The sequence below is a fragment of the Micromonospora sp. WMMD1219 genome, from assembly GCF_049315215.1.
Classification (GTDB): domain Bacteria; phylum Actinomycetota; class Actinomycetes; order Mycobacteriales; family Micromonosporaceae; genus Micromonospora; species Micromonospora tulbaghiae.
In genome coordinates, this window is the sequence record NZ_CP186057.1 from 3,694,576 (window position 1) to 3,718,048 (window position 23,473).

The following is a 23,473-nucleotide window of genomic DNA, read 5'->3' on the forward strand; positions in this document are numbered from 1 at the left end:
AACGAACGGCGGGCCCGGTGAGCGCGACCACGGCGGAGGCGGACCGGAACACCGAGACCGCCGAGTCGACCTGGCGGACGCTGCGGCGCGGGCTGGCGCTCTCCCCGGAGCTGCGCACCGGCCTCGCCGGCACGCTGGCGCTGGCGCTGGTCTACATGGTCGGCCGGGTCGCCGTGCCGGTGGCGGTGCAGCGCGGCATCGACCACGGCATCGTCGGCGGGCTCGACCTGAACGTCATCTCGCTCACCGTGGCGATCACCGCCGGGGTGCTGGTGGTCACCACCATCTGCGGCTACCTGATGATGCGCCGGCTGTTCACGGTCAGCGAGACCGCGCTGGCCGGGGTGCGCACCCGGGCGTTCCGGCACGTGCACGACCTGTCCATGCTGCACCAGCAGTCCGAGCGGCGCGGCTCGCTCGTCTCCCGGGTCACCAGCGACGTCGACCAGATCACCCAGTTCCTCCAGTGGGGCGGCGTGATCCTCATCGTCAACCTGGGCCAGCTGCTGGTCACCACCGCCGTGATGCTCGCGTACTCCTGGCAGTTGACGCTCGTGGTGCTCGTCGCGTTCGCGCCGGCGGTGCTGGTGATCCGGCAGTTGCAGCGCCGCCTCGCCGGGGCGTACGGGCTGGTGCGGCAGCGCACCGGCACGCTGCTCGGCGCGATCGGCGAGAGCGTGGTGGGCGCGCCGGTGATCCGGGCGTACGGCATCGCCGGGCGCACCGCGCGGCGGCTCGACACGGCCATCGACGGGCAGCGGGTGGCCCAGCAGCGGGCGATCCGGATCAGCATCATGGGCAGCTCGGTGGGGGAGCTGGCCGCCGGGCTGGCGCTGGCCGGCGTGGTGGTGGTCGGGGTCAGCCTGGGCGTCGACGGCACGCTGTCGATCGGTCAGCTCACCGCGTTCCTGTTCCTGGTCACGCTGTTCATCCAGCCGGTGCAGATCGCCACCGAGGTGCTCAACGAGGCGCAGAACGCGATCGCCGGCTGGCGCCGGGTGCTGGACGTGCTGGACGTCTCCCCGGACGTGGCCGACCCGGGCGAGCAGGGGCGGGAGCTGCCGCCGGGGCCGCTGGACGCCCGGTTCGCCGGCGTGACGTTCGCCTACCCCGGCGGGCCGCCGGTGCTGCACGACGTGACGCTGGACATTCCGGCCAAGAGCCGGGTGGCGGTGGTGGGCGAGACCGGAAGCGGCAAGACCACGTTCGCCAAGCTGCTCACCCGACTGATGGATCCGACCGAGGGCGCGGTGCTGCTCTCCGGGGTCGACCTGCGGCAGGTGCGCTTCGACTCGCTGCGCTCCCGGGTGGTGATGGTGCCGCAGGACGGCTTCCTGTTCGACGCCACGGTCGGGGAGAACGTCCGCTTCGCCCGCCCCGACCTGACCGACGAGCGGCTCACCGCCGCCTTCGGCGAGCTGGGCCTGTCCGACTGGCTGGACGGGCTGCCGTCCGGGCTGGACACGCCGGTCGGCGAGCGCGGGGAGGCGCTGAGCGTCGGCGAGCGGCAGCTCGTGGCGCTGGCCCGGGCGTACGTCGCGGACCCGGACCTGCTGGTGCTCGACGAGGCGACGAGTGCTGTCGACCCGGCCACCGAGGTCCGCCTGCAACGGACGCTCGACGCGGTGACCCGGGGCCGGACCACGCTCGCCATCGCGCACCGGCTGTCCACCGCGCAGGCGGCGGACGAGGTGATCGTGGTGGACCGGGGCCGGATCGTGCAGCGCGGCCCGCACGAGGAGCTGGTCCGCGACACCGACTCGGTCTACGCCCTGCTGTACGCCTCCTGGCTGGAACAGACCCGCTGATCTTGGCGGGTCCGCCAGGGCTGGAGCAGACCCGCTGATCTTGGCGGGTCCGCCAGGGCTGGAGCAGACCCGGTAACCGGTCAGCGGGAGTAGAACTCCACCACGAGCTGCTCGTCGCACACCACCGGCACCTCGTGCCGGGCCGGTTCGCGCACCAGCGTGGCGCGCAGCTCGGCCGGCTGCGCCGACAGGTACGGCCGGGGCTGGGCTTCGGCGTGCGCGCCGGCGGCGGCGAGCTGGAACGGCGGCAGCGCGCGGCTGCGCTCGCGTACGCCGACCGCCTGGCCGGGCCGCAGCCGGTACGACGGCCGGTCGACCTTGCGCCCGTCGACTGTGATGTGGCCGTGCGCGACGAGCTGACGGGCCTGGTAGATGCTGCGCGCCAGCCCGGCCCGCAGCACCACCGCGTCGAGGCGCCGCTCCAGCAGCGCGACGAGCGTCTCGCCGGTCTTGCCGGCGCCCCGGGCGGCCTCGTCGAACAGCCGGCGCAGCTGGGCCTCGCTGACGTTGTACTGGTGGCGCAGCCGCTGCTTCTCCAGCAGCCGCACCTGGTAGTCGGAGGTGGTGCGGCGGGCCCGGCCGTGCACGCCCGGGGGGTAGGGGCGCCGCTCGAAGTACCGCACGCACTTGCGGGTCAGCGGGATACCGAGGGCGCGGGAGAGCCGGGCCTTGGGCCGGGGGTGGTTCACGTCGACGTCTCCGATCGTCTAGCCTGCTTCTTAGGTAAGCCTAACCTATCTTGAGGAGGTCGGGATCATGCGGCCCAGCCCGGCGGAGATCGTGCGAACCCTGGTCGCGGGCCGGTTGCCCGCCCTCGTCCACCTGGCCCGGCATCCCGGCCCGCACCAGGTCCGGCACGCCGTCGACCCCGACGGGCGGCTGCTGCTGCTCGTACCCGTGGTCAGTGATCTCGCCGCGGCGCTCGTGCCGCCGGCGGGCGACACCGACGTGGCCACCGTGCTCGACGTGCTCGACCTGCCGCCCGCGGCCGGGGCGCCCTCGCTCGGCCGGGCCTGGGTGTCCGGCTGGGCCGCCCGGCTCGACGGGGACCAGGCGCGCGACGCGGCGGTCGACTTCGCCGCCACCGACCCGGCCGGCGACCTGCTCGACGTGGGCCGCCGGTTCCACCTGCACCGCTTCGAGGTGGCCGAGGCCCGCTGGGAGCGCGCCGGGCGCGTGCGCCGGGTCGACCCGGAGGCGTTCGCGGAGGCCGAGCCGGACCCGCTGCACCCGGTCGAGGCCGACCTGCTGGCCGACCTGGCCGACCACCACGCCGAGCAGGTCGGCGACTACCTGCGGCGGCGGCTCGCCCTGCCCGGCGACCAGGTTCCCCGGGTGGTCCGGATCGACAGGTACGGGCTGCTGGTCGCGCACGGGCGGCCCGGCGCGACCCGGCGGGCCCGGCTCGCCTTCCCCCGGCCCGTCGCCGACGTGGCGGAGCTGTCCCGCCTGCTGCACCCGATGCTCTGCCCCCGGGCCGCGGCCTGAGCGGCGCCGTCCCGGCTGCCGGAGCCGGCGGCCGGGAGGCTCAGGTGATGTCGCCGGTCAGATACCGCTGGACCGTCGGGCCGATGGCGGCCACCAGTGTCGCCGGCTCGGCGGTGGCGACCGCGTCGAGACGGAGCACGTACCGCATCATGGCCAGCCCGGCGAGCTGGGTGGCGACCAGCCCGCCGCGCAGCGCGCGCTGCGCCGGGTCGACGCCGAGGTGGTCGAGCACCCGGCGCAGCACCTGCGTGACCAGGAACTCGCGCAGGAGGCGCGCGGTCCAGTCGTTGCTGACGGCCGAGCGCAGCAGCGCCACCGCCGCCGTTCCGGTGGGGGAGTCCCAGACCTCCAGGAACACCCGGACCATCCGCTCGCCGGCCGCGTCCGGGCCGCCGGCGAGCACCGCCGGCAGCAGCCGCCCCGGGTCGGCCGGGAACGCCGTGGCGGCCCGGAACAGCTCCTCCTTGCCGCCGAAGTAGTGGTGCACGAGCGCCGGGTCCACGCCGGCCGCCGCGGCGATGGCCCGGATCGACGCGGCGTCGAAGCCGCGCTCGGCGAACGCCTCCCGCGCCGCGGCGAGGATGGCCTCACGGGTGTCCGGGCTGCCGGGCCGCCGCCCGGTGCGCCGCGCGTTCACCCGCTGCGCCGGCGCAGCGTCGCGGCGGCCAGCACCAGCGCCGCCACCGCCGCCCCGGCCACGATCGCCACGTCCCGCCACATCGTCCCGGTCGGCTCGGCGTGCGCGCCGACTTCCTGGAGCGCCTCGACCGCGTACGACAGCGGCAGCGCGTCGCTGACCGCCTGGAGCCAGCCGGCCATCTGGTCGCGCGGCACGAACAGGCCGCACAGCAGCAGTTGCGGGGCCACCACCACCGGCATGAACTGGACCGCCTGGAACTCGGTGCGGGCGAACGCCGAGCAGAACAGCCCGAGCGCCACCGCGAGCACCGCGTTCACCCCGGCGATCAGCACGACCAGCCACGCGCTGCCCGCGGTCTCCAGCCCGAACACCCGGTACGCGACGACCGAGGCGACAGTGGACTGGAGCACCCCGGCCAGGCCGAACGCGATGCCGTACCCGAACAGCAGGTCGAGCTTGCCCAGCGGCGTGGTGAGCAGGCGCTCCAGTGTGCCGGTGGTGCGCTCGCGGAGCATGGCGATGCTGGTCACGAGGAACATGATGATGAACGGGAAGAAGCCCAGCATGATCAGGGCCACCCGGTCGAACGTGCTCGGCGCGCCGGGCGGGGCGGGCTGGTCGACGTACATGAAGTAGACGAGCGTGAGCAGCACCGACGGCACCACCACGAGCAGCGCCACGGTCCGCCGGTCGTGCCGGAGCTGGCGCAGGATGCGCCCGGTGGTGGCGGCCAGGATCCGTCCGTTCATCGCGCCTCTCCCTCGGCGTCGCGGATCAGGCGCAGGAACGCCTCCTCCAGGTCGTCGGTCCCGGTTGCGGCGCGGACCGCGGCCGGGGTGTCGTCGGCGACCAGCCGGCCCTCGCGGATGAGCAGCAGCCGGTCGCAGCGGGCCGCCTCGTCCATCACGTGGCTGGAGACCAGCAGCGTGGTGCCGTTCGCGGCCATGGCGTGGAACCGGGCCCACAGGTCGGCCCGCAGCACCGGGTCCTGGCCGACAGTCGGCTCGTCGAGGACCACCAGCTCCGGTTCGCCGACCAGCGCGCAGGCGAGTGAGGCGCGGCTGCGCTGGCCGCCGGAGAGCGTGCCGACGAGCTGGTCGGCCGCGTTCCCCAGGCCGACGTCGGCCACCGCGCGGTCGGCCTCGGCGCGGCCCCGGCCCTGGAGCACCGCGAAGTAGCGGGCGTTCTCCCGCACCGTCAGGTCGGCGTACACGCTCGGCGCCTGGGTCAGGTAACCCACCCGGCGGCGCAGGTCGGCCGAGCCGGCGGGGCGGCCGAGCACGTCCACCGCGCCGGAGCCGACCGTCTGCACGCCGACCACCGCGCGCATCAGTGTGGTCTTGCCGCTGCCGCTGGGCCCGAGCAGCCCGGTCACGGTGCCCCGGGGCACCCCGCAGGTGATGCCGTGCAGCACCCGCCGACCGCCCCGGTCGACCACCAGCTCGCGGACCGACACCGCGTCGTCCATGCTCGCCTCCGTCAATTCATCACCCGTTGAACTCAACGGTAGGTGAATTCCTCCCCGAGGGCAACGGGGGACTTGACTTCGAGTGCGCTCGAACTGGAAGCCTGGAGGGCGTGGACATCAGCACGCGGGAGATGAGCCTCACCGTGGGTGAGGCGGCGGAACGGGTCGGCCTGACCACCTACACGCTGCGCTGGTACGAGCAGGAGGGCCTGGTGGGCCGCGTCGGGCGGGACTCGTCCGGCCGCCGGCGCTACACCGAGTCCGACGTCAACTGGCTGTTCCTGCTCACCCGGCTGCGGCGCACCGGGATGCCGGTGCGAGACATGCGCCGCTACGCCGAACTGGCCCGGCACGGGGACGGCACGCTCGGCGCGCGACGGGCGCTGTTCGAGGCGCACCGGGCCCGCGTCCTGGCCCGGATGGCCGAGCTGGAGGAGGACCTGAAGGTCCTCGAACACAAGATCGACGCGTACCGCCGGGCGGAGGAGGAATCCGGCTGAACGCCCCAGTGGCGGACACGGGGTCCGGCAACGGTCATTGCGGTGAAGATCGGATTTCGGCACCATGGCGCCGTGGGTCCAGCGCAGTTGCCCGACACCGCGTTCCTCGACGACTGGGCCGCCCGCCTGCGGCAGGCCGCCGACCGGCCGGTCGTCGGGATCATGCTGCGCGGCAGCCATGCCCGGCGGGCCGCCACCGAGCACAGCGACGTGGACGTGGACGTGCTCGTGGCCGCCGACGACGGACGGCCCGCCGGCGCGGGCGCCCGGCAGGCCACGTCCCGCCGCGGCACGCCGTACGCGGCCCGGCGGGCGTACCTGACCGAGTTCGCCGGTCGCCTCGTGCACGTGTCGGTGGCCGCCCGCGACGTCCGCTCCTGGGTACGCCGCCTCGGCCAGCCCGCCGACTGGGCGTTCGGGCTCCCGGTCACCGCGCCCGCCCGGCTGCTGTGGGCCGTACCGGAATGGCGCCGCCTGATCGACCTGCCGGTGCTCTGCCAGCCCGCCGACGAGCCGCGACTGGAGGAGCTGATCGCGACGCTGGGCAAGGTCGCCGCGGCCCGCGTGGCCGACGACCCGGTCGGGGTCCGGCTCGCCGCGGCCGACCTGGCCCGGCTCTGCCCCTCGGTGCTGCGGCCGGCCAACCCGACCGTGCGCGTGGTGTCCCGCCGGGCCGCCCTGACCGCCGCGCTGGACCTGCCGGTCGCCCCGCCCGGCTACCGCCACGACATGCTGCTCTGCCTCGGCCTGCGCGCCGGTGACCCGGCCAAGGTCGGCGCCGCCGCCGGACGGCTGGTCACCGGCATCCTCCCGCTGATCCGCCCGTACGCCGGCGAGATCGCCGCCACCCACGGCGCGGACCTGGCCGAGGCGCTGGTCGACGGCCGGGTGGACCGCTACCTCGCCCGGCTGGGCCGGGCGCTGGGCACGGTGACGACCGCCTCCCGGGACACGTCGGCGGTGCCCGGACCGCGTGCGGGAGAATGGTCAACCGTGCCCGCCCCTGACGCGCCGCTGACCGGCGCCCCCGTTCCCGGACCGGCCCGCCCGTCCCGGCTCGACCCGGCCATCGCGGCGAAGCTCCGCCGCACCCCGGACGGCCTGGTCGCCGCCGTGGTCCGCGCCCACGACTCGGGCGAGGTGCTGATGGTCGCCTGGATGGACGACGAGGCGCTGCACCGCACGCTCACCACCGGCCGGGCCACCTACTGGTCGCGCAGCCGCGGCGAGTACTGGGTCAAGGGCGCCACCTCGGGCAACCACCAGTACGTGCGCTCGGTGGCGCTCGACTGCGACGGCGACGCGCTGCTGGTCAGCGTCGAGCAGGTCGGCGCGGCCTGCCACACCGGGCAGCGCACCTGCTTCTTCACCGAACTGCCGGTCAGCTCCCCGGAGGCGACCCCGTGACCGACGGCACGGTCAGCCCGGACCGGTCCACCTTCGCCGACCTGGCCGCCCGCTGGCGGGTCGTGCCGGTGACCCGGCGGCTGCTCGCCGACGCGGAGACGCCGGTCGGGGTCTACCGCAAGCTGGCCGGCGGTCCCGGCACGTTCCTGCTGGAGTCCGCCGAACAGGGCGTCGGCTCGGCCGGCACGGCCTGGTCGCGCTACTCGTTCATCGGCGTCCGCAGCAGCGCCACGCTCACCGAGCGCGACGGCGCGGCGAGCTGGACCGGCACGCCACCGGCGGGCGTGCCCACCGGTGGCGACCCGGTCACCGTGCTGCGCGAGACGGTCGCCGCGCTCGCCGGGCCGGGCTGGGACCCGGCCGGTGACATGCCGCCGCTGACCGGCGGCCTGGTCGGCTACCTCGGGTACGACCTGGTCCGCCGCTTCGAGCGCCTGCCCGAGCTGACCGAGGACGAGCTGGACGTGCCCGAGCTGGGCATGATGCTCGCGACCGACCTGGTGGTCCTCGACCACTACGAGGGCTCCGCGATCCTGGTCGCCAACGCGGTGCTGCCGCCGCTGGACGACCCCGACCGGGCCGGGCGGGTCGAGGCCGCGTACCACCACGCCGTCGGCCGCCTCGACGCGATGACCAGCGCGTTGTCCCGGCCGATCCCGCCCATGGTCTCGACTGTGGGCCGGCCCGGCGTCGGCGAGGTCGTCAGCCGCACCCCCGAGGGCGGCTACCCGCAGGCGGTGGAGGCGGCCAAGGAGGCGATCCGGGCCGGCGAGTGCTTCCAGATCGTGCTCAGCCAGCGCTTCGAGCGCCCCACCGACGCCGACCCGCTCGACGTCTACCGGGTGCTGCGCACCACGAACCCCAGCCCGTACATGTACCTGCTGCGCTTCGACGGCTTCGACATCGTCGGCTCGTCACCGGAGGCGCACCTCAAGGTCAGCGCCGGCCCGGACGGGCGGCGCCGGGCGCTGCTGCACCCGATCGCCGGCACCCGGCCGCGCGGCGGCTCCCCGGACGGCGACGCCAAGCTCGCCGCCGAACTGCTCGCCGACCCCAAGGAACGCGCCGAGCACGTGATGCTCGTCGACCTGGGCCGCAACGACCTGGGCCGGGTGTGCCGCCCGGGCACCGTCGAGGTGCCCGAGTTCGCCACCATCGAGCGCTACAGCCACGTCATGCACATCGTCTCCACAGTCGTCGGCGAGCTGCGCGACGACCGCACGGCGTTCGACGCGCTGGCCGCGACGTTCCCGGCCGGGACGCTCAGCGGCGCGCCCAAGGTGCGCGCCATGGAGATCATCGAGGAACTGGAGCCGGTGCGGCGCGGCGTCTACGGCGGCACCGTCGGCTACTTCGCCTTCGGCGGCGACCTGGACATGGCCATCGCCATCCGTACCGCGCTGATCCGCGACGGCCGCGCCTACGTGCAGGCCGGCGCCGGGATCGTGGCCGATTCCGACCCCGCCGCCGAGGACCAGGAGACGCGCAGCAAGGCCGCCGCCGTCCTCGCCGCCATCGCGGCCGCCGAGACGCTGCGGGCCGCCCGGTGAGCGCGCCCGGCACCACCGCGCCGACCTCCCGCGGCCGGCGCGAACTCGCGTACGCGGTGCTGCTCTGCCTGGCCGGCGCCGGCCTGGCCTGCTGGGCGGTGACCCGGACCTGGGCGGTCGAGGTGACCGCCCGGGGGTCGCTGCCGTCCGGCCGGGCCGGGCGCACCGGTACGGAGCTGCTGCCCTGGGTGCTGGCGCTGACGTACGTGGGACTCGCCGGCGGCGGCGCGGTGCTCGCCACCCGGGGCCGGCTGCGCCGGCTGCTGGGTGTGCTGCTGGCCGGCGTCGGCCTGGCGGTGGCGGTCGGCGGCGGGATCGGCCTGACCGAGACCGGCGTGAGCCGGCAGTGGCCGGCGCTGGTGCTGGCCGGCGGCCTGGCCCTGGCGGCCGGCGGCGCGTTCACCGCGCTGCGCGGCGACGGCTGGCCGGCGATGGGCGCCCGGTACGAGCGGCGGTCCGCCCCGGCGGACGAGCCCGGCCGGCCGGCGGTCGAACGCGGCACCCGGGACGCGTGGGACGCGCTGGACCGGGGCGAGGACCCGACGGTCAGCTGACCGGCTGCGCCTCGCGGGCGTCGCGCCGCTGCCGGGCCGCGGCCCGCGCGGCGGCCAGCTCGGCCACCAGCCGCTCCAACTCGCGGCGCTGGGCGGCGCGGGCCCGGTCGGCGCAGACCGCCTCCCAGGCGTTGCCCCGGGCGGTACGCATCCGGCCCTCACCGGCCACCGCGCGTTCGAGCGTGTGCACCACGCCGACGGCGAGCGAGGCGACGGTACGGGAGATGGTGGTCAAGCCGATGGTCTGGGTCGGCCCGTTGGCGCTCATGGTCACCCCATACGAGATCGTTGGCGACGGTCGGCAGCCGCCGGCGTCGAGTGTGCCCGACGACGATGCTTCCGGGTGGACGTTTCGCCGCCGTGAAGCACAGGTCAACGCTGTCGCACCGGGGTCGACCTGGGCAGGGCCGGAGGTCCTTGAGCTTGGTCACAGCCCACCGCCGGAACCCGTCCTGCGGGCCCGGAACGATCGTGGTGAGATAGGGGATGGGTGACGGTCGATGCCAGCGGTGGCGCTGCGTGACATGGCGTTCACCGGAAGTCGGCCATCATGCCACAGCCCATGTCGTGAGGTGCGCCATACCCCCCGGCACTCGTCGCCAGGTGGCGCCCCCTAGCATCGGCCCATGACGCCCGGAGAGGGGAGTCCGTTGGTGACTGCTGAGCATGCGCACGCGGAGGGGGACGACGCCGGAGCGGCGCCGTCCGCAGGGGTGCTCGACGAGATCCTGGCCGGCGTGCGCGAGGACGTGGCCCGGCGCCAGGAGCAGGTTCCGCTGGAGCGGATCCGGGAACTGGCCGCCGCCGCGCCGCCACCGCTGGACGCGTACGCGGCGCTGCGCCGCCCCGGCGTGGCCGTGATCGCCGAGGTGAAGCGTTCGTCGCCGTCCAAGGGGCGGCTGGCCGAGATCGCCGACCCGGCCGACCTGGCCGGGGACTACGCCGCCGGTGGCGCGCGGGCGATCAGCGTGCTGACCGAGGGCCGCTGGTTCGGCGGGTCGCTCGACGACCTGGCGGCGGTGCGGGCCGCGGTGAACGTGCCGGTGCTGCGCAAGGACTTCGTGGTCTCCAGCTACCAGGTGCACGAGGCCCGCGCGCACGGCGCCGACCTGGTGCTGCTGATCGTCGCCGCGCTGGAGCAGAACGCGCTGGTCGGGCTGCTGGAGCGGATCGAGTCGCTCGGCATGACCGCGCTGGTCGAGGTGCACACCGAGGAGGAGGCGGACCGCGCCCTGGAGGCCGGTGCGCAGGTGATCGGCGTGAACGCCCGCGACCTGCGTACCCTGGAGGTCGACCGCTCGGTGTTCGAGCGGATCGCTCCCGGCCTGCCGAGCAGCGTCGTCAAGATCGCCGAGTCCGGGGTGCGCGGTCCGCACGACCTGATCCGGTACGCCTCCGCCGGCGCCGACGCCGTGCTGGTGGGCGAGGGCCTGGTCACCCAGAAGAGTCCGCGCGAAGCGGTCGCCGAGCTGGTCAACGCCGGTAACCACCCGGCCACGCCCCGCCCGGTGCGCTGAGCCGCCGGGCACCCGATCCGAGAGGACGCCCGCGATGAGCGCCGCACCCGCAGCCGGCCAGGTTCCCGACGCCGCCGGTCACTTCGGCCGGTTCGGCGGCCGGTTCGTCCCCGAGGCGCTGGTCGCCGCGCTGGACGAGCTGGACGCGGCGTACCGCAAGGCGATGGGCGACGAGGACTTCCTCGCCGAGTTCGACGCGTTGCTGCGCGACTACGCCGGCACGCCCTCGCTGCTCTACGAGGCCCGGCGGTTCTCCGCGCAGATCGGCGCGCGGGTCCTGCTCAAGCGCGAGGACCTCAACCACACCGGCGCCCACAAGGTCCGCAACGTGCTGGGCCAGGCGCTGCTCACCAAGCGGATGGGCAAGCGGCGGGTCATCGCGGAGACCGGCGCCGGCCAGCACGGCGTCGCCACGGCCACCGCCGCCGCGCTGTTCGACCTGGAATGCGTCGTCTACATGGGGCAGGTGGACACCGAGCGGCAGGCGCTGAACGTGGCGCGGATGCGGATGCTCGGTGCCACAGTCGTCCCGGTGACCACCGGCTCGCGCACGCTCAAGGACGCGATGAACGAGGCGATGCGGGACTGGGTCGCCAACGTCGAGGACACCCACTACCTGATCGGCACCGCCGCCGGCCCGCACCCGTTCCCGGAGATGGTCCGGGACTTCGTGCGCGGCATCGGCGAGGAGGCCCGCCGGCAGTGCCTGGACCTGACCGGCGCGCTGCCGGACGCGGTCGCGGCCTGCGTCGGCGGCGGCTCCAACGCGCTCGGCATCTTCCACGCGTTCGTGCCGGACACCGGGGTCCGGCTCTACGGCTTCGAGGCCGGCGGCGAGGGCGTCGACACCGGCCGGCACGCCGCCAGCATCACCGGCGGCTCGTCCGGCGTGCTGCACGGCACCCGCACGTACGTCCTGCAGGACGCCGACGGGCAGACCATCGAGTCGCACTCGATCTCGGCCGGCCTGGACTACCCGGGCGTCGGGCCGGAGCACGCCTGGCTGCACGACAGCGGCCGGGCCACCTACCTCCCCGTCACCGACGACGAGGCGATGGCCGCGTTCGAGCTGCTCTGCCGCACCGAGGGGATCATCCCGGCGATCGAGAGCGCGCACGCGCTCGCCGGTGCCCGCGCGATCGCCCCCCGGCTCGCCGAGGAACTGGGCCGGGAGCCGGTGATCGTGGTCAACCTGTCCGGCCGGGGCGACAAGGACGTGCACACCGCCGGCGCGTACTTCGGCATCCTCGACAAGGAGTGACAGCGTGAGCCGCATCGGGGTCGCCTTCGACAAGGCGCGGGCGGACGGGCGGGCGGTGCTGGTCGGCTGCATGCCGGCGGGCTTCCCGACCGTCGAGGGCAGCATCGCCGCCATGAAGGCCATGGTCGAGGCGGGCGTGGACGTCATCGAGGTGGAGATCCCGTACTCCGACCCGGTGATGGACGGCCCGGTCATCCAGAAGGCGAGCGACATCGCGCTCGCCGGCGGTGTCCGCGTCGCGGACGCGCTGCGCGTCGTCGAGGCGGTCGCCGCGACCGGGGCCAGCGTGGTCACCATGACCTACTGGAACCCCATCGAGCAGTACGGCGTGGACACGTTCGCCCGCGACATGGCCGCCGCCGGTGGCACCGGCCTGATCACGCCGGACCTGATCCCGGACGAGGCCGCCGAGTGGCTGGCCGCCTCCGACGCGCACGGCCTGGACCGTACGTTCCTGGTGTCCCCGTCCTCGACCGACGCGCGGCTGCGGATGACCGTCGAGCACTGCCGCGGGTTCGTCTACGCCACCGCGATCATGGGCGTCACCGGCGCTCGCGCGCAGACCTCCGAGGCGGCCCCGGTCCTGGTGTCCCGGTTGCGCGAGGTCACCGACATCCCGGTCGGCGTCGGGCTGGGCGTCGGCACCGGCGCGCAGGCCGCCACAGTGGCCGGGTACGCCGACGCGGTGATCGTGGGCAGCGCGCTGGTCCGCTGCGTGCTGGACGCCCCGGACCAGGCCGCCGGCCTGACCGCGCTGCGCAAGCTCAGCTCCGAACTGGCCGAAGGCGTCCGCAACCCGGCCCGCTGACGCCCGGGTCCGCTCCGGCGCCCGCTTGATCGACTCCACTTCGCCGAGGTGGCGTGGTCGGGGCTGCCGGGATACCGCCACCTCGCCGAGCTGGTGTCGATCACGCGAGCGGCAGGGCGGTCAGCGTTTGCTGTCGGCCTGCTCGGACGCGCGCTGGCCGGGCGGGGTGGGCTTCGCGTCAACGGGCTTCCCGTCGCCGGGTGGCATGAGCGCGTCGGCGGCGGTCGTGTGCCGCAGCACGCCGGCGCGGCCGGCGAGCGCGTCCGCGATCGCCGCGCGCGTGGTGGGGGTCAGCACGTCGGGTAGCTCCTGCGGCGGCCACCACCGCGGCAGGCACCCGGCCACCGGCTCGCCCGCCGGTTCGACGTCGGCCGGCCCGGCGCGGAACACGTGCACCAGCACGTCGGGGCGCGCGCCGCACCGCCCGGCCGGTGGGGCGGGCGCCGGTGGACCGGTGACCCGGTAGAGACCGACCAGGTCGGTCAGCTCCACCGCCCAGCCGGTTTCCGCGCGGACCGCCCGGACGGCGGCGTCCGCCGGGCTCTCGTCGTGACGCAGCCGCCCGCCCGGCAACCCCCAGCGGCGGGCCCCCTCGGTCCGGCGGCAGAGCAGCAGCCGGCCGGACCCGTCGGTGACGACAGCGGCGACCGCCCAGGTGAGCGGGCTCATGGACAAAGAGCGTACGACCGTGCAAACCAGAAGTCATCCGACCCGCGCGGCAGGGCGGCCCGGGGTGCCGCACACACGGTCCGCACCGGTACCGTGTGCACCCGTGACCCTCGCCCCGATGACCCCACTGGCGGCCATGCCCAGCCCCAGCACCGCCGTCTGGCAGCTCGGTCCGGTTCCGATCCGGGCGTACGCGCTCTGCATCATCCTCGGCATCGTGGTGGCCTGCGTGGTCACCGAGTACCGGCTGCGCCGCCGCGGCGTGGCGCCGGGCGCGGTGCTCGACATCGCCGTCTGGGCCGTGCCCGCGGGCATCATCGGCGCGCGGATCTACCACGTGATCACCTCGCCGGAGAAATACTTCGGCGCCGGTGGTGAGCCGATCAAGGCGCTCTACATCTGGGAGGGCGGTCTCGGCATCTGGGGCGCGGTGGCCGGTGGCGCGGTCGGCGCGTGGCTCGCCGCCCGGCAGCTCGGCATCCCGTTCGCCGTCGTCGCCGACGCGCTGGCTCCGGGGCTGCCCCTGGCGCAGGCCGTCGGCCGCCTGGGCAACTGGTTCAACAACGAGCTGTACGGCGGGCGGACCACGCTGCCCTGGGGCCTCGAAGTGCACGTGATGGACCCGGACAACCCGGGTCACGCGCTGCGCGACGACGCCGGCAACCCGGTGCTCCAGCCGGGGCTCTACCACCCGACGTTCCTCTACGAGGCGCTCTGGAACATCGGCGTCGCCGCGCTGGTGCTGTTCCTCGACCGCAAGCTGCGGCTCGGTCGCGGCCGGGCGTTCGCGCTCTACGTGATGGGCTACACGGCGGGCCGGTTCTGGATCGAGCTGATGCGCACCGACGAGGCGAACCTGATCCTCGGCGTACGCCTCAACGTCTGGACCGCCGCGCTGGTCTTCCTCGGCGCGCTGGCCTACTTCATCCGGGTCCGCGGTCCCCGCGAATACCTGGTGCCGGTGGGCGAGCCCGCTCCCGTGGCCGGCCCGGCCGGCGACGTGTCGCAGGTCGACCTGTCCGCCCGGGAGGCCGCCGCCCGGCCGGTCGCGCCCGAGGGCTACCGGGTGGTGAGCGAGGAACAGTTCGACGCGTACCGGGAGACCGGTGTGCTGCCCCCGGAGCCGGACGACGAACCGGCACGGGCCGAGTCCGCCGCCGACGACGCCGCGACGGGCGGCACGGACGGCGACGACAGCGCGAACGCCGACCGGGCGGACGGCGACGACACGGATCCGGAGCGGACGGACGCCGAGCGCACGAACGCCGGCCGGGCCGACGGCGGCGGGCGCCCGGCGGACCGGGACAGCTGAGCGGGGGAGTCATGCGCAGCGCGGTGGTGGTCGGCGCCGGCCTCGGCGGAATGGCGGCGGCCGGTGTGCTGGCCCGTTCGGGCTGGCAGGTCACGCTGCTGGAACGCGCCGACCGGGTCCGCCCGGAGGCGACCGCCGTGGTGCTCTGGCCCAACGGGGTACGCGCGTTGCGCGCCCTCGGGCTGGGCGACGGGCTGGACGCGATCGCCACCCCGCTGCCCGACGGGGGCGTGCGCCGGCCGGACGGGCACTGGCTGGTGCAGGCCCGGTCCACGCCGGCCGAGCGGATGCCGGTGGTGGTGCACCGGGAGGACCTGCACGACGCGCTGATCGCCGGCCTGGGCGACCGGGTCGAGCTGCGTACCGGCGTCACCGTGCGGACGGTGCGCGCGGCGTCGGGCGAGCGCCCGGCGGTGGGCGACGGCCGGCACACCTACGAGGCGGACCTGGTGGTGGCCGCCGACGGCACGGACAGCGAGATCCGCCGGCACCTCGCACCGGAGACCGCGGTGGTCAGCTCCGGGTGCGCGGCCTGGCGTGCGGTCATCCCCTGGTACCGGGCCCCGCAACTGCCGGACGACCAGCCGGTGCACGGCGAGACGCTCGGCGCCGGGTACCGCTTCCTGGCCGCCTCGCTCGGCGAGCGGGGCACCGCGGGTGCGTCCCGCCGGGGCGGCGTCTACTGGGTCGCCACCGCCGCGGGCGCGCCCCGGCCGGAGCCGCCGGAGATCCAGCTCGCGCTGCTCAAGCGCTGGTTCGCGGGCTGGCCCGCCCCGATCGGCACGCTGCTGGAGGCGACCGACCCGGAGGACGTGGTCCAGCAGGAGATCCGCGAGCTGCGCCCGCTGCCCAAGGCGTACGGCTTCCCGGCCGGCCCGGGCGGCGTGGTGCTGCTCGGCGACGCCGCGCACGCCATGCCGCCGCACCTCGGGCAGGGCGCCTGCCTGGCGTTCGAGGACGCGGCGACGCTGGCCGGGCTGCTGCGGGAGTCGCGACTGCCGGACGCGGTGACCGCGTACGACAGGTTGCGCCGCCCCCGCGCGGCCACGATGGTCCGGCAGACCCGGCGGATGTCGGCGGTCCTGCAGGCCCGGGGCCGGCTGGCGCTGCGCGCCCGGGACGCCGCCCTGGGCACGATCAGCCCGCGGCTGCGCAACACCGCCGCCGCGGCCGCCGCCGCCTGGCAGCCGCCGTCCTGACCGTCCGCGCGCGGGCCCGTCCGCGTGCGGCCGTCCCTCGGGCGGCACGGCTTCCCGGCGGCCCGGCCCTCAGCCGGCGCGGTCCCCGGGCGACCGGCCCGGCCCGGCCCGACAGCCGGGTCGGTGGTCAGATGACGGCGGCGGGCTCGGCGATGCAGGCGGTGCCCACCCGGCGGAACCCGACCCGCAGGTAGACACGGGCGATGTCCTCGCTGCCGGCGCTCAGGAAGATCAGGTCGGTGCCGGCGGCGCGCAGCTCCCGCGCGAGCGTGGCGGTCACCGCCGCGCCCAGCCCGCGCTGCCGGGCGGACGGCAGCGTGGCCACGCCGGCGATCTCCGCCACGTCGTCGACCCGCATCGCCATCCCGCTGGCGAGCGCGCCCTCGCCGGGCGTCCCGGCGAGCACCGAGATGCGCCGCCCCTCGGCGACCCGGGTCGCCTCCTCCTCCAGCGCGGCCACGTCCAGCTGGGCGAGGGCGGCGTCCCGCTCGGCCGGTCCGGCGTCGCCGCGCGCGGTGCCGCCGTTGGCGAAGCCGACCGCCGCGACGGCCCGCCGCAGCGCGATGTCCGCCGCGAAGCCGGGTTCGGCGGGGTCCAGCACCCGCACCGGTACGTCGCTGAACGTCCCCGGATCGGGCAGCCGCTGGGGTTCCAGCAGCATCAGCGGCGCCTCCAGCACGCTGAGCCCGGCCGAGCGGGCCACCGCGAGCAGGTCCGGCTGGTGCTCGTGCACCCACTCGAACGCCTCGGGCAGGCCCAGTTCCCGCTGCCGGGCGCGGACGGCTGTGACGTCGGCGAGCGTGGGCGCCTCGTCGGCGCCGAGCCGGGGCCGGGCGTAGAACGGCCATCCGGCGCCGTCCCGGACGAACAGCACCAGGGCGCCGTACTCCTCGGTCCGGGCCCCGTCGCGGGGCACCGCGTCGTAGAACCGCTCCAACCGGTCGAGTACGTCAGCGCATGTGAGATCCACCGCGCGAGACTACACGTCCCAGCATCTGGAAGTGTGATCAATCTGAACTGGCCTTGCGCCGGAAGCCCTAACGTAGACTCAATAAACCGCAGAGGGCCGACGTCGTCCCCATCATGATCCATCCTGAGTGACGACAGGAGGCCCGGTGGCCTTTCCGTACCCTCACAGCCCGCAGTCGGCCCCACCCGCGACCGGGCTCTACGACCCCGCGTACGAGCACGACGCCTGCGGTGTGGCCTTCGTGGCCGACCTGCACGGGCGGCGCTCGCACCAGGTCGTCGCGAACGGCCTCGGGGCGCTGTGCCGGCTGGACCACCGGGGCGCCCGGGGCGCGGAGCACAACACCGGGGACGGCGCCGGCATCATGATCCAGGTGCCGGACGCGTTCCTGCGCGCCACCGTCGACTTCCCGCTGCCCCCGGCCGGCCAGTACGCCACCGGCCTGGTGTTCCTGCCCGACGACGACGCGGCCGAGGCCCGTGCCCGCCAGGTGGTCGACAAGTACGCGTTGGTCGAGGGCGCCGACGTGCTCGGCTGGCGGGAGGTGCCGACCGACCCGTCCGGCCTGGGTGAGACCGCGCTCGCGGCGATGCCCCGGGTCCGGCAGCTGTTCGTGGCCGCGCACCGGCTGACCGGCTCGCCGGACGGCCCGGCCGGCTCCCCGCTGACCGGGCTCGACCTGGACCGGGTGTCGTTCTGCCTGCGCAAGCAGGTCGAGCGGGAGACCGCCGAGCGGGGCGTGCCGGCGTACTTCCCGTCGCTGTCCGGCCGCACGATGGTGTGGAAGGGCATGCTCACCCCGGACCAGCTCCCCGCGTTCTACCCGGAGCTGACCGACGAGCGGGTGGTGAGCGCCGTCGCGCTGGTGCACTCGCGCTTCTCCACGAACACGTTCCCGTCCTGGCCGCTGGCGCACCCGTACCGGTTCATCGCGCACAACGGCGAGATCAACACGATCCGCGGCAACCGGAACTGGATGCAGGCCCGGGAGGCGCTGCTGCGCAGCCCGAGCATCCCCGGCAACATCCGCCGCGTCTTCCCGGTGTGCACCCCCGCGGCGTCCGACTCGGCCAACTTCGACGAGGTGCTCGAACTGCTGCACCTGGCCGGGCGGAGCCTGCCGCACGCGGTGCTCATGATGATCCCCGAGGCGTGGGAGAACGACCCGGACATGCGCGCCGACAAGCGCGCGTTCTACCGCTTCCACGCCAGCCTGATGGAGCCGTGGGACGGCCCGGCGTCGGTCGCGTTCACCGACGGCGAGATCGTCGGCGCGGTGCTGGACCGCAACGGCCTGCGCCCGGGCCGCTGGTGGCACACCGCCGACGGCACGGTGGTGCTGGGCAGCGAGGCGGGCGTGCTCGACCTGGACCCGGCCACCGTCGTCGCCAAGGGCCGGCTCCAGCCGGGCAAGATGTTCCTCGTCGACACCGTCAACGGCCGGATCGTCTCCGACGACGAGATCAAGACCGAGCTGGCCGCCGAGCAGCCGTACCAGGAGTGGCTGCACGCCGGCCTGATCGAGCTGGACGACCTGCCGCCGCGCGAGCACACCGTCTACACCCACGACTCGGTACGCCGCCGCCAGCAGACGTTCGGCTACACCGAGGAGGAGCTGAAGATCCTGCTCGGCCCGATGGCCCGCAGCGGCGCGGAGCCGATCGGCTCGATGGGCACCGACACCCCGATCGCGCCGCTGTCCACCCGGCCGCGGCTGCTCTACGACTACTTCCATCAGCTCTTCGCGCAGGTCACCAACCCGCCGCTGGACGCCATCCGGGAGGAGCTGGTGACCAGCCTGGCGTCCACGATCGGGCCGGAGGGCAACCTGCTCGACCCCGGCCCGGCGAGCTGCCGGCAGATCGTGCTGCCGTACCCGGTGATCGACAACGACGAGCTGGCCAAGATCCTGTCCATCGACGAGGACGGCGACCTGCCCGGTTTCAAGGCGGTCCGGGTCTCCGGCCTGTACCGGATCCGCGACGGCGGCGCCGGCATCAAGGCCCGGCTGACCGAGATCTGCCGGCACGTCTCCGAGGCGATCGAGGACGGCGTGCGCATCCTGGTGCTCTCCGACCGGGACTCCAACGCCGACCTGGCCCCGATCCCGTCGCTGCTGCTCACCGCCGCGGTGCACCAGCACCTGGTCCGCGAGCAGACCCGTACCCAGGTGGCGCTGGTCGTCGAGTCCGGCGACTGCCGCGAGGTGCACCACGCGGCGGTGCTGATCGGGTACGGCGCGGCGGCGGTCAACCCGTACCTGGCCTTCGAGTCGGTGGAGGACATGATCTCCACCGGCGTGCTGACCGGCGTCGACCGGGTGAAGGCCGTCCGCAACTACGTCAAGGCGCTCGGCAAGGGCGTCCTGAAGATCATGTCCAAGATGGGCATCTCGACCGTGTCCTCGTACTGCGGCGCGCAGGTGTTCGAGGCGGTCGGCCTGGACACCCGCCTGGTCCACAGGTACTTCCGCGGCACCCCGAGCACCATCGGCGGCATCGGCCTGAACGAGATCCACGCCGAGGTGGCGGCCCGGCACTCGCTGGCCTGGCCGGCACCGGGCGCGCAGGCCAGCGACCGGCTGGAGGTCGGCGGCGAGTACCAGTGGCGCCGCGAGGGTGAGCTGCACCTGTTCAACCCGGAGACCGTCTTCCTGCTCCAGCACGCCACCCGCAGCCGCCAGTACGACGTGTTCCGGCAGTACACCGCGAAGGTCGACGAGCTGGCCGCCCAGGCGGGCTCGCTGCGCGGGCTGTTCACGCTGCGCACCGGCGTACGCCCGGCGGTGCCGCTGGACGAGGTCGAGCCGGCTGGTGAGATCGTCAAGCGCTTCGCCACCGGCGCCATGTCGTACGGGTCGATCTCGGCGGAGGCGCACGAGACGCTGGCCATCGCGATGAACCGGCTCGGCGGCAAGTCCAACACCGGCGAGGGCGGCGAGGACGTCGAGCGGCTGCACGACCCGGCCCGGCGCTCCGCGGTCAAGCAGATCGCCAGCGGCCGGTTCGGTGTGACCAGCGAATACCTCGTCAACGCCGACGACCTCCAGATCAAGATGGCGCAGGGCGCGAAGCCCGGCGAGGGCGGGCAGCTACCAGGCAACAAGGTCTGGCCGTGGATCGCCCGGACCCGGCACGCCACCCCCGGCGTCGGCCTGATCTCCCCGCCGCCGCACCACGACATCTACTCCATCGAGGACCTGGCCCAGCTCGTCCACGACCTCAAGTGCGTCAACCCGGCCGCCCGGGTGCACGTCAAGCTGGTCAGCGAGGTGGGCGTGGGCACCGTCGCGGCGGGCGTGGCCAAGCTCAAGGCCGACGTCATCCTGATCTCCGGGCACGACGGCGGCACCGGCGCGTCCCCGCTCAACTCGCTCAAGCACGCCGGCACCCCGTGGGAGCTGGGCCTGGCCGAGGCGCAGCAGACGCTGCTGCTCAACAAGCTGCGCGACCGGGTCACCGTGCAGGTCGACGGCCAGCTCAAGACCGGCCGGGACGTGCTGATCGCGGCGCTGCTCGGCGCCGAGGAGTTCGGCTTCGCCACCGCGCCGCTGATCGTCGAGGGCTGCGTGATGATGCGGGTGTGCCACCTGGACACCTGTCCGGTCGGCATCGCCACCCAGAACCCGGTGCTGCGCGAGCGCTTCACCGGCAAGCCGGAGTTCGTGGAGAACTTCTTCCTCTTCCTCGCCGAGGAGGTCCGCGGCTACCTGGCCGAGCTGGGCTTCCGCAGCATCGACGAGGCGATCGGCCACACCGAGCTGCTCGACGTGGCCGGCGCGATCGACCACTGGAAGGGCCACGGGCTCGACCTGAGCCGCGTGCTGCACCTGCCCGAGCTGCCCGCGGGCGCGGCCCGCCGGGGCGTACGCGCCCAGGACCACGGCCTCGACGCGGCGCTGGACAACCGGCTCATCGAGCTGGCCGAGCCGGCGTTGCGCGACCGTACCCCGGTCCGGGTAGAGGTCGAGGTCCGCAACGAGCACCGCAGCGTCGGCGCGATGCTCGGCGGCGAGGTGACCCGCCGCTTCGGCGGCGCCGGCCTGCCCGACGACACGATCGAGTTCCGGCTGCGCGGCACCGCCGGTCAGTCGTTCGGCGCGTTCCTGCCGCGCGGGGTCACGCTGCGCCTGTACGGCGACGCCAACGACTACGTCGGCAAGGGACTGTCCGGCGGCCGGATCGTGGTCCGGCCGGACGCCGACGCGCCGTTCGTCGGCGTGGACGTCGCGCCGGGCGGTCGCGCCGAGGACCAGATCATCGCCGGCAACACCATCCTGTACGGCGCCACCGGCGGCGAGGTGTTCCTGCGCGGCCGGGTGGGGGAGCGGTTCGCGGTCCGCAACTCCGGCGCGGTGGCGGTGGTCGAGGGCCTCGGCGACCACGGTTGCGAGTACATGACCGGCGGCACCGTCGTGGTGCTCGGGCCGACCGGGCGCAACTTCGCCGCCGGCATGTCCGGTGGCACCGCGTTCGTGCACCGGCTCGACCGGCGGCTGGTCAACGCCGAGCTGGTCGACCTGTCGCCGCTGCGCGACGAGGAGCGCGACCGGCTGCACGAGCTGGTCCAGCGGCACTTCGCCGAGACGGACTCGGCGGTCGCCGAGGATCTGCTCAAGCGGTGGCCGCAGGCGGTGGAGGAGTTCACCGCGGTGGTGCCCCGGGACTACCGCCGGGTCATGGAGATCATGCGGGCCGCCGAAGCCGCCGGCCGAGACGTCGACGACGCGGTGATGAGCGCGCTCAGCGTGCCGTCGGCCGCGCCGGTACCGCCCGCGCCCCGGGCGGTCGCCCAGGAGGTGGCTCGTGCCTGACCCGAACGGTTTCCTGCGCTACGACCGGCGGCTGCCGGCCCGCCGTCCGGTGCCGGTGCGCATCTCCGACTGGCGCGAGGTGTACCCGCCGGCCGGCGAGGAGCTGATCCGCGAGCAGGCCACCCGGTGCATGGACTGCGGCATCCCGTTCTGCCACGACGGCTGCCCGCTGGGCAACCGCATCCCGGACTGGAACGACCTGGTCCGCACCGGCAACTGGGACGCCGCTGTGGAGTCGCTGCACGCCACGAACAACTTCCCCGAGTTCACCGGGCGGCTCTGTCCGGCGCCGTGCGAGGCGGCCTGCGTGCTCGGCCTCGGCGGCCAGCAGCCGGTCACCATCAAGCAGGTCGAGGTGGAGATCGCCGACGCGGCGGTGGCCCGCGACGGCCTGCGGCCCCGGCCCGCCTCCGCCCCGACCGGCCGGTCGGTCGCGGTGGTCGGCTCCGGCCCGGCCGGGCTGGCCGCCGCGCAGCAGCTCGCGCGCGCCGGTCACATGGTCACCGTGTACGAGCGCGACGACGCGATCGGCGGCCTGCTCCGCTACGGCATCCCCGACTTCAAGCTGGAGAAGCAGCACATCGACAAGCGGCTGGCCCAGCTCACCGCCGAGGGCGTGCGCTTCCGGACCGGCGTCGAGGTCGGCGTCGACGTGACCGCCGAGCGGCTGCGCGCCGAGCACGACGCGGTGCTGCTGGCCTGCGGCGCGTTGCAGGGCCGGGACACCCCGGAGACGCCCGGCCGGGCGCTGCGCGGCGTGCACCAGGCGATGGCGCACCTGGTGGCCGCGAACCGGGTGGTGGCCGCCGCCGGAAACGGGCGGCCCGCGCTGGCGACGCTGCCCGACGGTACGCCGATCGACGCCGCCGGCAAGCACGTGGTGATCATCGGTGGTGGCGACACCGCGGCGGACTGCCTCGGTGTGGCGCACCGGCAGGGCGCGGCCGGCGTACACCAGCTCGACCTCTACCCGCAGCCGCCCACCGAGCGCGACGCGGCCCGCGACCCGTGGCCGACCTGGCCGTGGCTGCTGCGCAACTACCCGGCGCACGAGGAGGGCGGCGAGCGCGTGTTCGCCGTCGCCGTGCAGGAGTTCGTGGACGACGGCACCGGCCAGGTCCGCGCGGTCCGGATCGCCGAGGTGACTGTGGAGAAGGTGGACGGCCGCCGCATCGTCACCCCGCTGCCCGGCTCCGAGCGGGAGATCCCGGCCGACCTGGTGCTGCTCGCCATCGGCTTCGAGGGCACCGAGGAACAGCCCCTGCTGGCCCAGTTCGGGGTGACCCGCAACGCCCGCGGCGCGGTCGACTCACGCCCGGACTGGCAGGCCGCCGATGGCGTCTTCGTCGCCGGCGACATGCACCGGGGCGCCTCGCTGATCGTCTGGGCGATCGCCGAGGGACGCGCCGCCGCGGCGGCGATCCACGCGTACCTGGGCGGGGTGGGCGAGCTGCCCGCCCCGGTCGACCCGGCCCGCCAGCCGCTCGCCGCGCGCTGACCCCGCACCGG

Annotated in this window: 20 protein-coding genes and 1 pseudogene; 14 read left to right on the forward strand and 7 right to left on the reverse strand. The window is 74.8% G+C overall.

The features are described from left to right. Positions 1–17 precede the first annotated feature (17 nt). Positions 18–1,808, forward strand: a complete 1,791-nt coding sequence (locus ACN27C_RS17870; RefSeq protein ID WP_422746872.1) for an ABC transporter ATP-binding protein — start codon at positions 18–20, stop codon at positions 1,806–1,808. Positions 1,809–1,888: 80 nt separating this feature from the next. On the opposite strand, the gene rpsD is transcribed toward ACN27C_RS17870, so the two are convergent. Continuing rightward, positions 1,889–2,497, reverse strand: a complete 609-nt coding sequence (gene rpsD, locus ACN27C_RS17875; RefSeq protein WP_422746874.1) for a 30S ribosomal protein S4 — start codon at positions 2,495–2,497, stop codon at positions 1,889–1,891. Between the two features lie 67 nt (positions 2,498–2,564). Here rpsD and ACN27C_RS17880 point away from each other — a divergent pair, with 67 nt between their 5' ends. Continuing rightward, positions 2,565–3,296 carry a DUF2470 domain-containing protein gene (locus ACN27C_RS17880; RefSeq protein WP_422746876.1) on the forward strand — a complete coding sequence of 244 codons (732 nt, stop codon included), beginning with the start codon at positions 2,565–2,567 and terminating at the stop codon, positions 3,294–3,296. A 40-nt stretch (positions 3,297–3,336) separates the two neighbouring features. Here ACN27C_RS17880 and ACN27C_RS17885 read toward each other — a convergent pair whose 3' ends face one another. From ACN27C_RS17885 to ACN27C_RS17895, 3 genes are read right to left on the reverse strand one after another with little or no spacing between them, the layout of a single operon-like run. Next, entirely contained in the window at positions 3,337–3,933 is a 597-nt protein-coding gene (locus ACN27C_RS17885; protein WP_120568850.1) for a TetR family transcriptional regulator, read from the reverse strand. Further along, the gene (locus ACN27C_RS17890; RefSeq protein ID WP_120568851.1) at positions 3,930–4,685 is read right to left on the reverse strand and encodes an ABC transporter permease; all 756 of its coding nucleotides are present in this window, start codon (positions 4,683–4,685) and stop codon (positions 3,930–3,932) included. Before ACN27C_RS17890 ends, ACN27C_RS17885 begins: the two co-directional genes overlap by 4 nt. Next, a complete protein-coding gene (locus tag ACN27C_RS17895; protein WP_358172682.1) occupies positions 4,682–5,404 on the reverse strand; it encodes an ABC transporter ATP-binding protein in 723 nt (240 codons plus the stop codon). Before ACN27C_RS17895 ends, ACN27C_RS17890 begins: the two co-directional genes overlap by 4 nt. A 110-nt stretch (positions 5,405–5,514) precedes the next feature. Here ACN27C_RS17895 and ACN27C_RS17900 point away from each other — a divergent pair, with 110 nt between their 5' ends. The 5 genes and pseudogenes from ACN27C_RS17900 (at position 5,515) to ACN27C_RS17920 (ending at position 9,415) form a co-directional block, all read left to right on the forward strand. Beyond that, positions 5,515–5,904 carry a MerR family transcriptional regulator gene (locus ACN27C_RS17900; protein WP_121686165.1) on the forward strand — a complete coding sequence of 130 codons (390 nt, stop codon included), beginning with the start codon at positions 5,515–5,517 and terminating at the stop codon, positions 5,902–5,904. A 162-nt stretch (positions 5,905–6,066) separates the two neighbouring features. Continuing rightward, a pseudogene (locus ACN27C_RS17905) lies at positions 6,067–6,717 on the forward strand (phosphoribosyl-AMP cyclohydrolase); the annotation flags it as partial. 180 nt (positions 6,718–6,897) lie between these two features. Next, positions 6,898–7,311, forward strand: coding sequence for a phosphoribosyl-AMP cyclohydrolase (gene hisI, locus ACN27C_RS17910; RefSeq protein WP_422751641.1), 414 nt, complete (start codon positions 6,898–6,900; stop codon positions 7,309–7,311). Next, the gene (locus tag ACN27C_RS17915; protein WP_145751857.1) at positions 7,308–8,861 is read left to right on the forward strand and encodes an anthranilate synthase component I; all 1,554 of its coding nucleotides are present in this window, start codon (positions 7,308–7,310) and stop codon (positions 8,859–8,861) included. Before hisI ends, ACN27C_RS17915 begins: the two co-directional genes overlap by 4 nt. Next, complete coding sequence (locus ACN27C_RS17920) at positions 8,858–9,415, forward strand: Trp biosynthesis-associated membrane protein (protein WP_422746880.1); 558 nt, start codon at positions 8,858–8,860, stop codon at positions 9,413–9,415. The genes ACN27C_RS17915 and ACN27C_RS17920 overlap by 4 nt, the downstream gene beginning before the upstream one ends. Here the strand turns inward: ACN27C_RS17920 and ACN27C_RS17925 are convergent. Continuing rightward, positions 9,408–9,683, reverse strand: coding sequence for a hypothetical protein (locus ACN27C_RS17925; RefSeq protein ID WP_120573671.1), 276 nt, complete (start codon positions 9,681–9,683; stop codon positions 9,408–9,410). The two genes, ACN27C_RS17920 and ACN27C_RS17925, sit on opposite strands and share 8 nt — an antisense overlap. A 445-nt stretch (positions 9,684–10,128) precedes the next feature. Between ACN27C_RS17925 and trpC the strand changes: the two genes are divergently transcribed. Genes trpC through trpA form a run of 3 tightly spaced genes read left to right on the forward strand, consistent with a single transcriptional unit; the run spans position 10,129 to position 13,001 of the window. Next, positions 10,129–10,932, forward strand: a complete 804-nt coding sequence (gene trpC, locus ACN27C_RS17930) for an indole-3-glycerol phosphate synthase TrpC (protein WP_194801305.1) — start codon at positions 10,129–10,131, stop codon at positions 10,930–10,932. 34 nt (positions 10,933–10,966) lie between these two features. Continuing rightward, entirely contained in the window at positions 10,967–12,193 is a 1,227-nt protein-coding gene (gene trpB, locus ACN27C_RS17935; protein ID WP_120568857.1) for a tryptophan synthase subunit beta, read from the forward strand. Between the two features lie 4 nt (positions 12,194–12,197). Beyond that, positions 12,198–13,001, forward strand: a complete 804-nt coding sequence (gene trpA / locus ACN27C_RS17940; protein WP_422746883.1) for a tryptophan synthase subunit alpha — start codon at positions 12,198–12,200, stop codon at positions 12,999–13,001. A gap of 120 nt (positions 13,002–13,121) precedes the next feature. Here trpA and ACN27C_RS17945 read toward each other — a convergent pair whose 3' ends face one another. Then, positions 13,122–13,670 (reverse strand): NUDIX hydrolase, encoded by a 549-nt coding sequence (locus ACN27C_RS17945; protein ID WP_422746885.1) that lies wholly within the window; start codon positions 13,668–13,670, stop codon positions 13,122–13,124. Positions 13,671–13,773: 103 nt separating this feature from the next. On the opposite strand from ACN27C_RS17945, the gene lgt reads away from it, so the two are divergent. Together lgt and ACN27C_RS17955 are read left to right on the forward strand one after the other, a co-directional pair. Next, a complete protein-coding gene (gene lgt / locus ACN27C_RS17950; protein ID WP_422746887.1) occupies positions 13,774–14,982 on the forward strand; it encodes a prolipoprotein diacylglyceryl transferase in 1,209 nt (402 codons plus the stop codon). 11 nt (positions 14,983–14,993) lie between these two features. Then, positions 14,994–16,181, forward strand: a complete 1,188-nt coding sequence (locus ACN27C_RS17955) for an FAD-dependent oxidoreductase (RefSeq protein WP_013287548.1) — start codon at positions 14,994–14,996, stop codon at positions 16,179–16,181. Between the two features lie 127 nt (positions 16,182–16,308). Here the strand turns inward: ACN27C_RS17955 and ACN27C_RS17960 are convergent, their stop codons facing one another. Further along, a complete protein-coding gene (locus ACN27C_RS17960; RefSeq protein ID WP_422746889.1) occupies positions 16,309–17,151 on the reverse strand; it encodes a GNAT family N-acetyltransferase in 843 nt (280 codons plus the stop codon). A 145-nt stretch (positions 17,152–17,296) separates the two neighbouring features. Here ACN27C_RS17960 and gltB point away from each other — a divergent pair, with 145 nt between their 5' ends. After that, entirely contained in the window at positions 17,297–21,964 is a 4,668-nt protein-coding gene (gltB, locus tag ACN27C_RS17965; protein WP_422746891.1) for a glutamate synthase large subunit, read from the forward strand. Continuing rightward, positions 21,957–23,462 (forward strand): glutamate synthase subunit beta, encoded by a 1,506-nt coding sequence (locus tag ACN27C_RS17970; RefSeq protein WP_358172694.1) that lies wholly within the window; start codon positions 21,957–21,959, stop codon positions 23,460–23,462. The genes gltB and ACN27C_RS17970 overlap by 8 nt, the downstream gene beginning before the upstream one ends. Positions 23,463–23,473 lie beyond the last annotated feature (11 nt).

Excerpts from the sequence above, each read along its gene's own strand:
- ACN27C_RS17880 (WP_422746876.1), top strand. The coding sequence starts at position 2,565 with ATGCGGCCCAGCCCGGCGGAGATCGTGCGAACCCTGGTCGCGGGCCGG.
- ACN27C_RS17890 (WP_120568851.1), bottom strand. The coding sequence starts at position 4,685 with ATGAACGGACGGATCCTGGCCGCCACCACCGGGCGCATCCTGCGCCAG.
- ACN27C_RS17895 (WP_358172682.1), bottom strand. The coding sequence starts at position 5,404 with ATGGACGACGCGGTGTCGGTCCGCGAGCTGGTGGTCGACCGGGGCGGT.
- ACN27C_RS17925 (WP_120573671.1), bottom strand. The coding sequence starts at position 9,683 with ATGAGCGCCAACGGGCCGACCCAGACCATCGGCTTGACCACCATCTCC.
- trpB (WP_120568857.1), top strand. The coding sequence starts at position 10,967 with ATGAGCGCCGCACCCGCAGCCGGCCAGGTTCCCGACGCCGCCGGTCAC.
- ACN27C_RS17945 (WP_422746885.1), bottom strand. The coding sequence starts at position 13,670 with ATGAGCCCGCTCACCTGGGCGGTCGCCGCTGTCGTCACCGACGGGTCC.
- ACN27C_RS17955 (WP_013287548.1), top strand. The coding sequence starts at position 14,994 with ATGCGCAGCGCGGTGGTGGTCGGCGCCGGCCTCGGCGGAATGGCGGCG.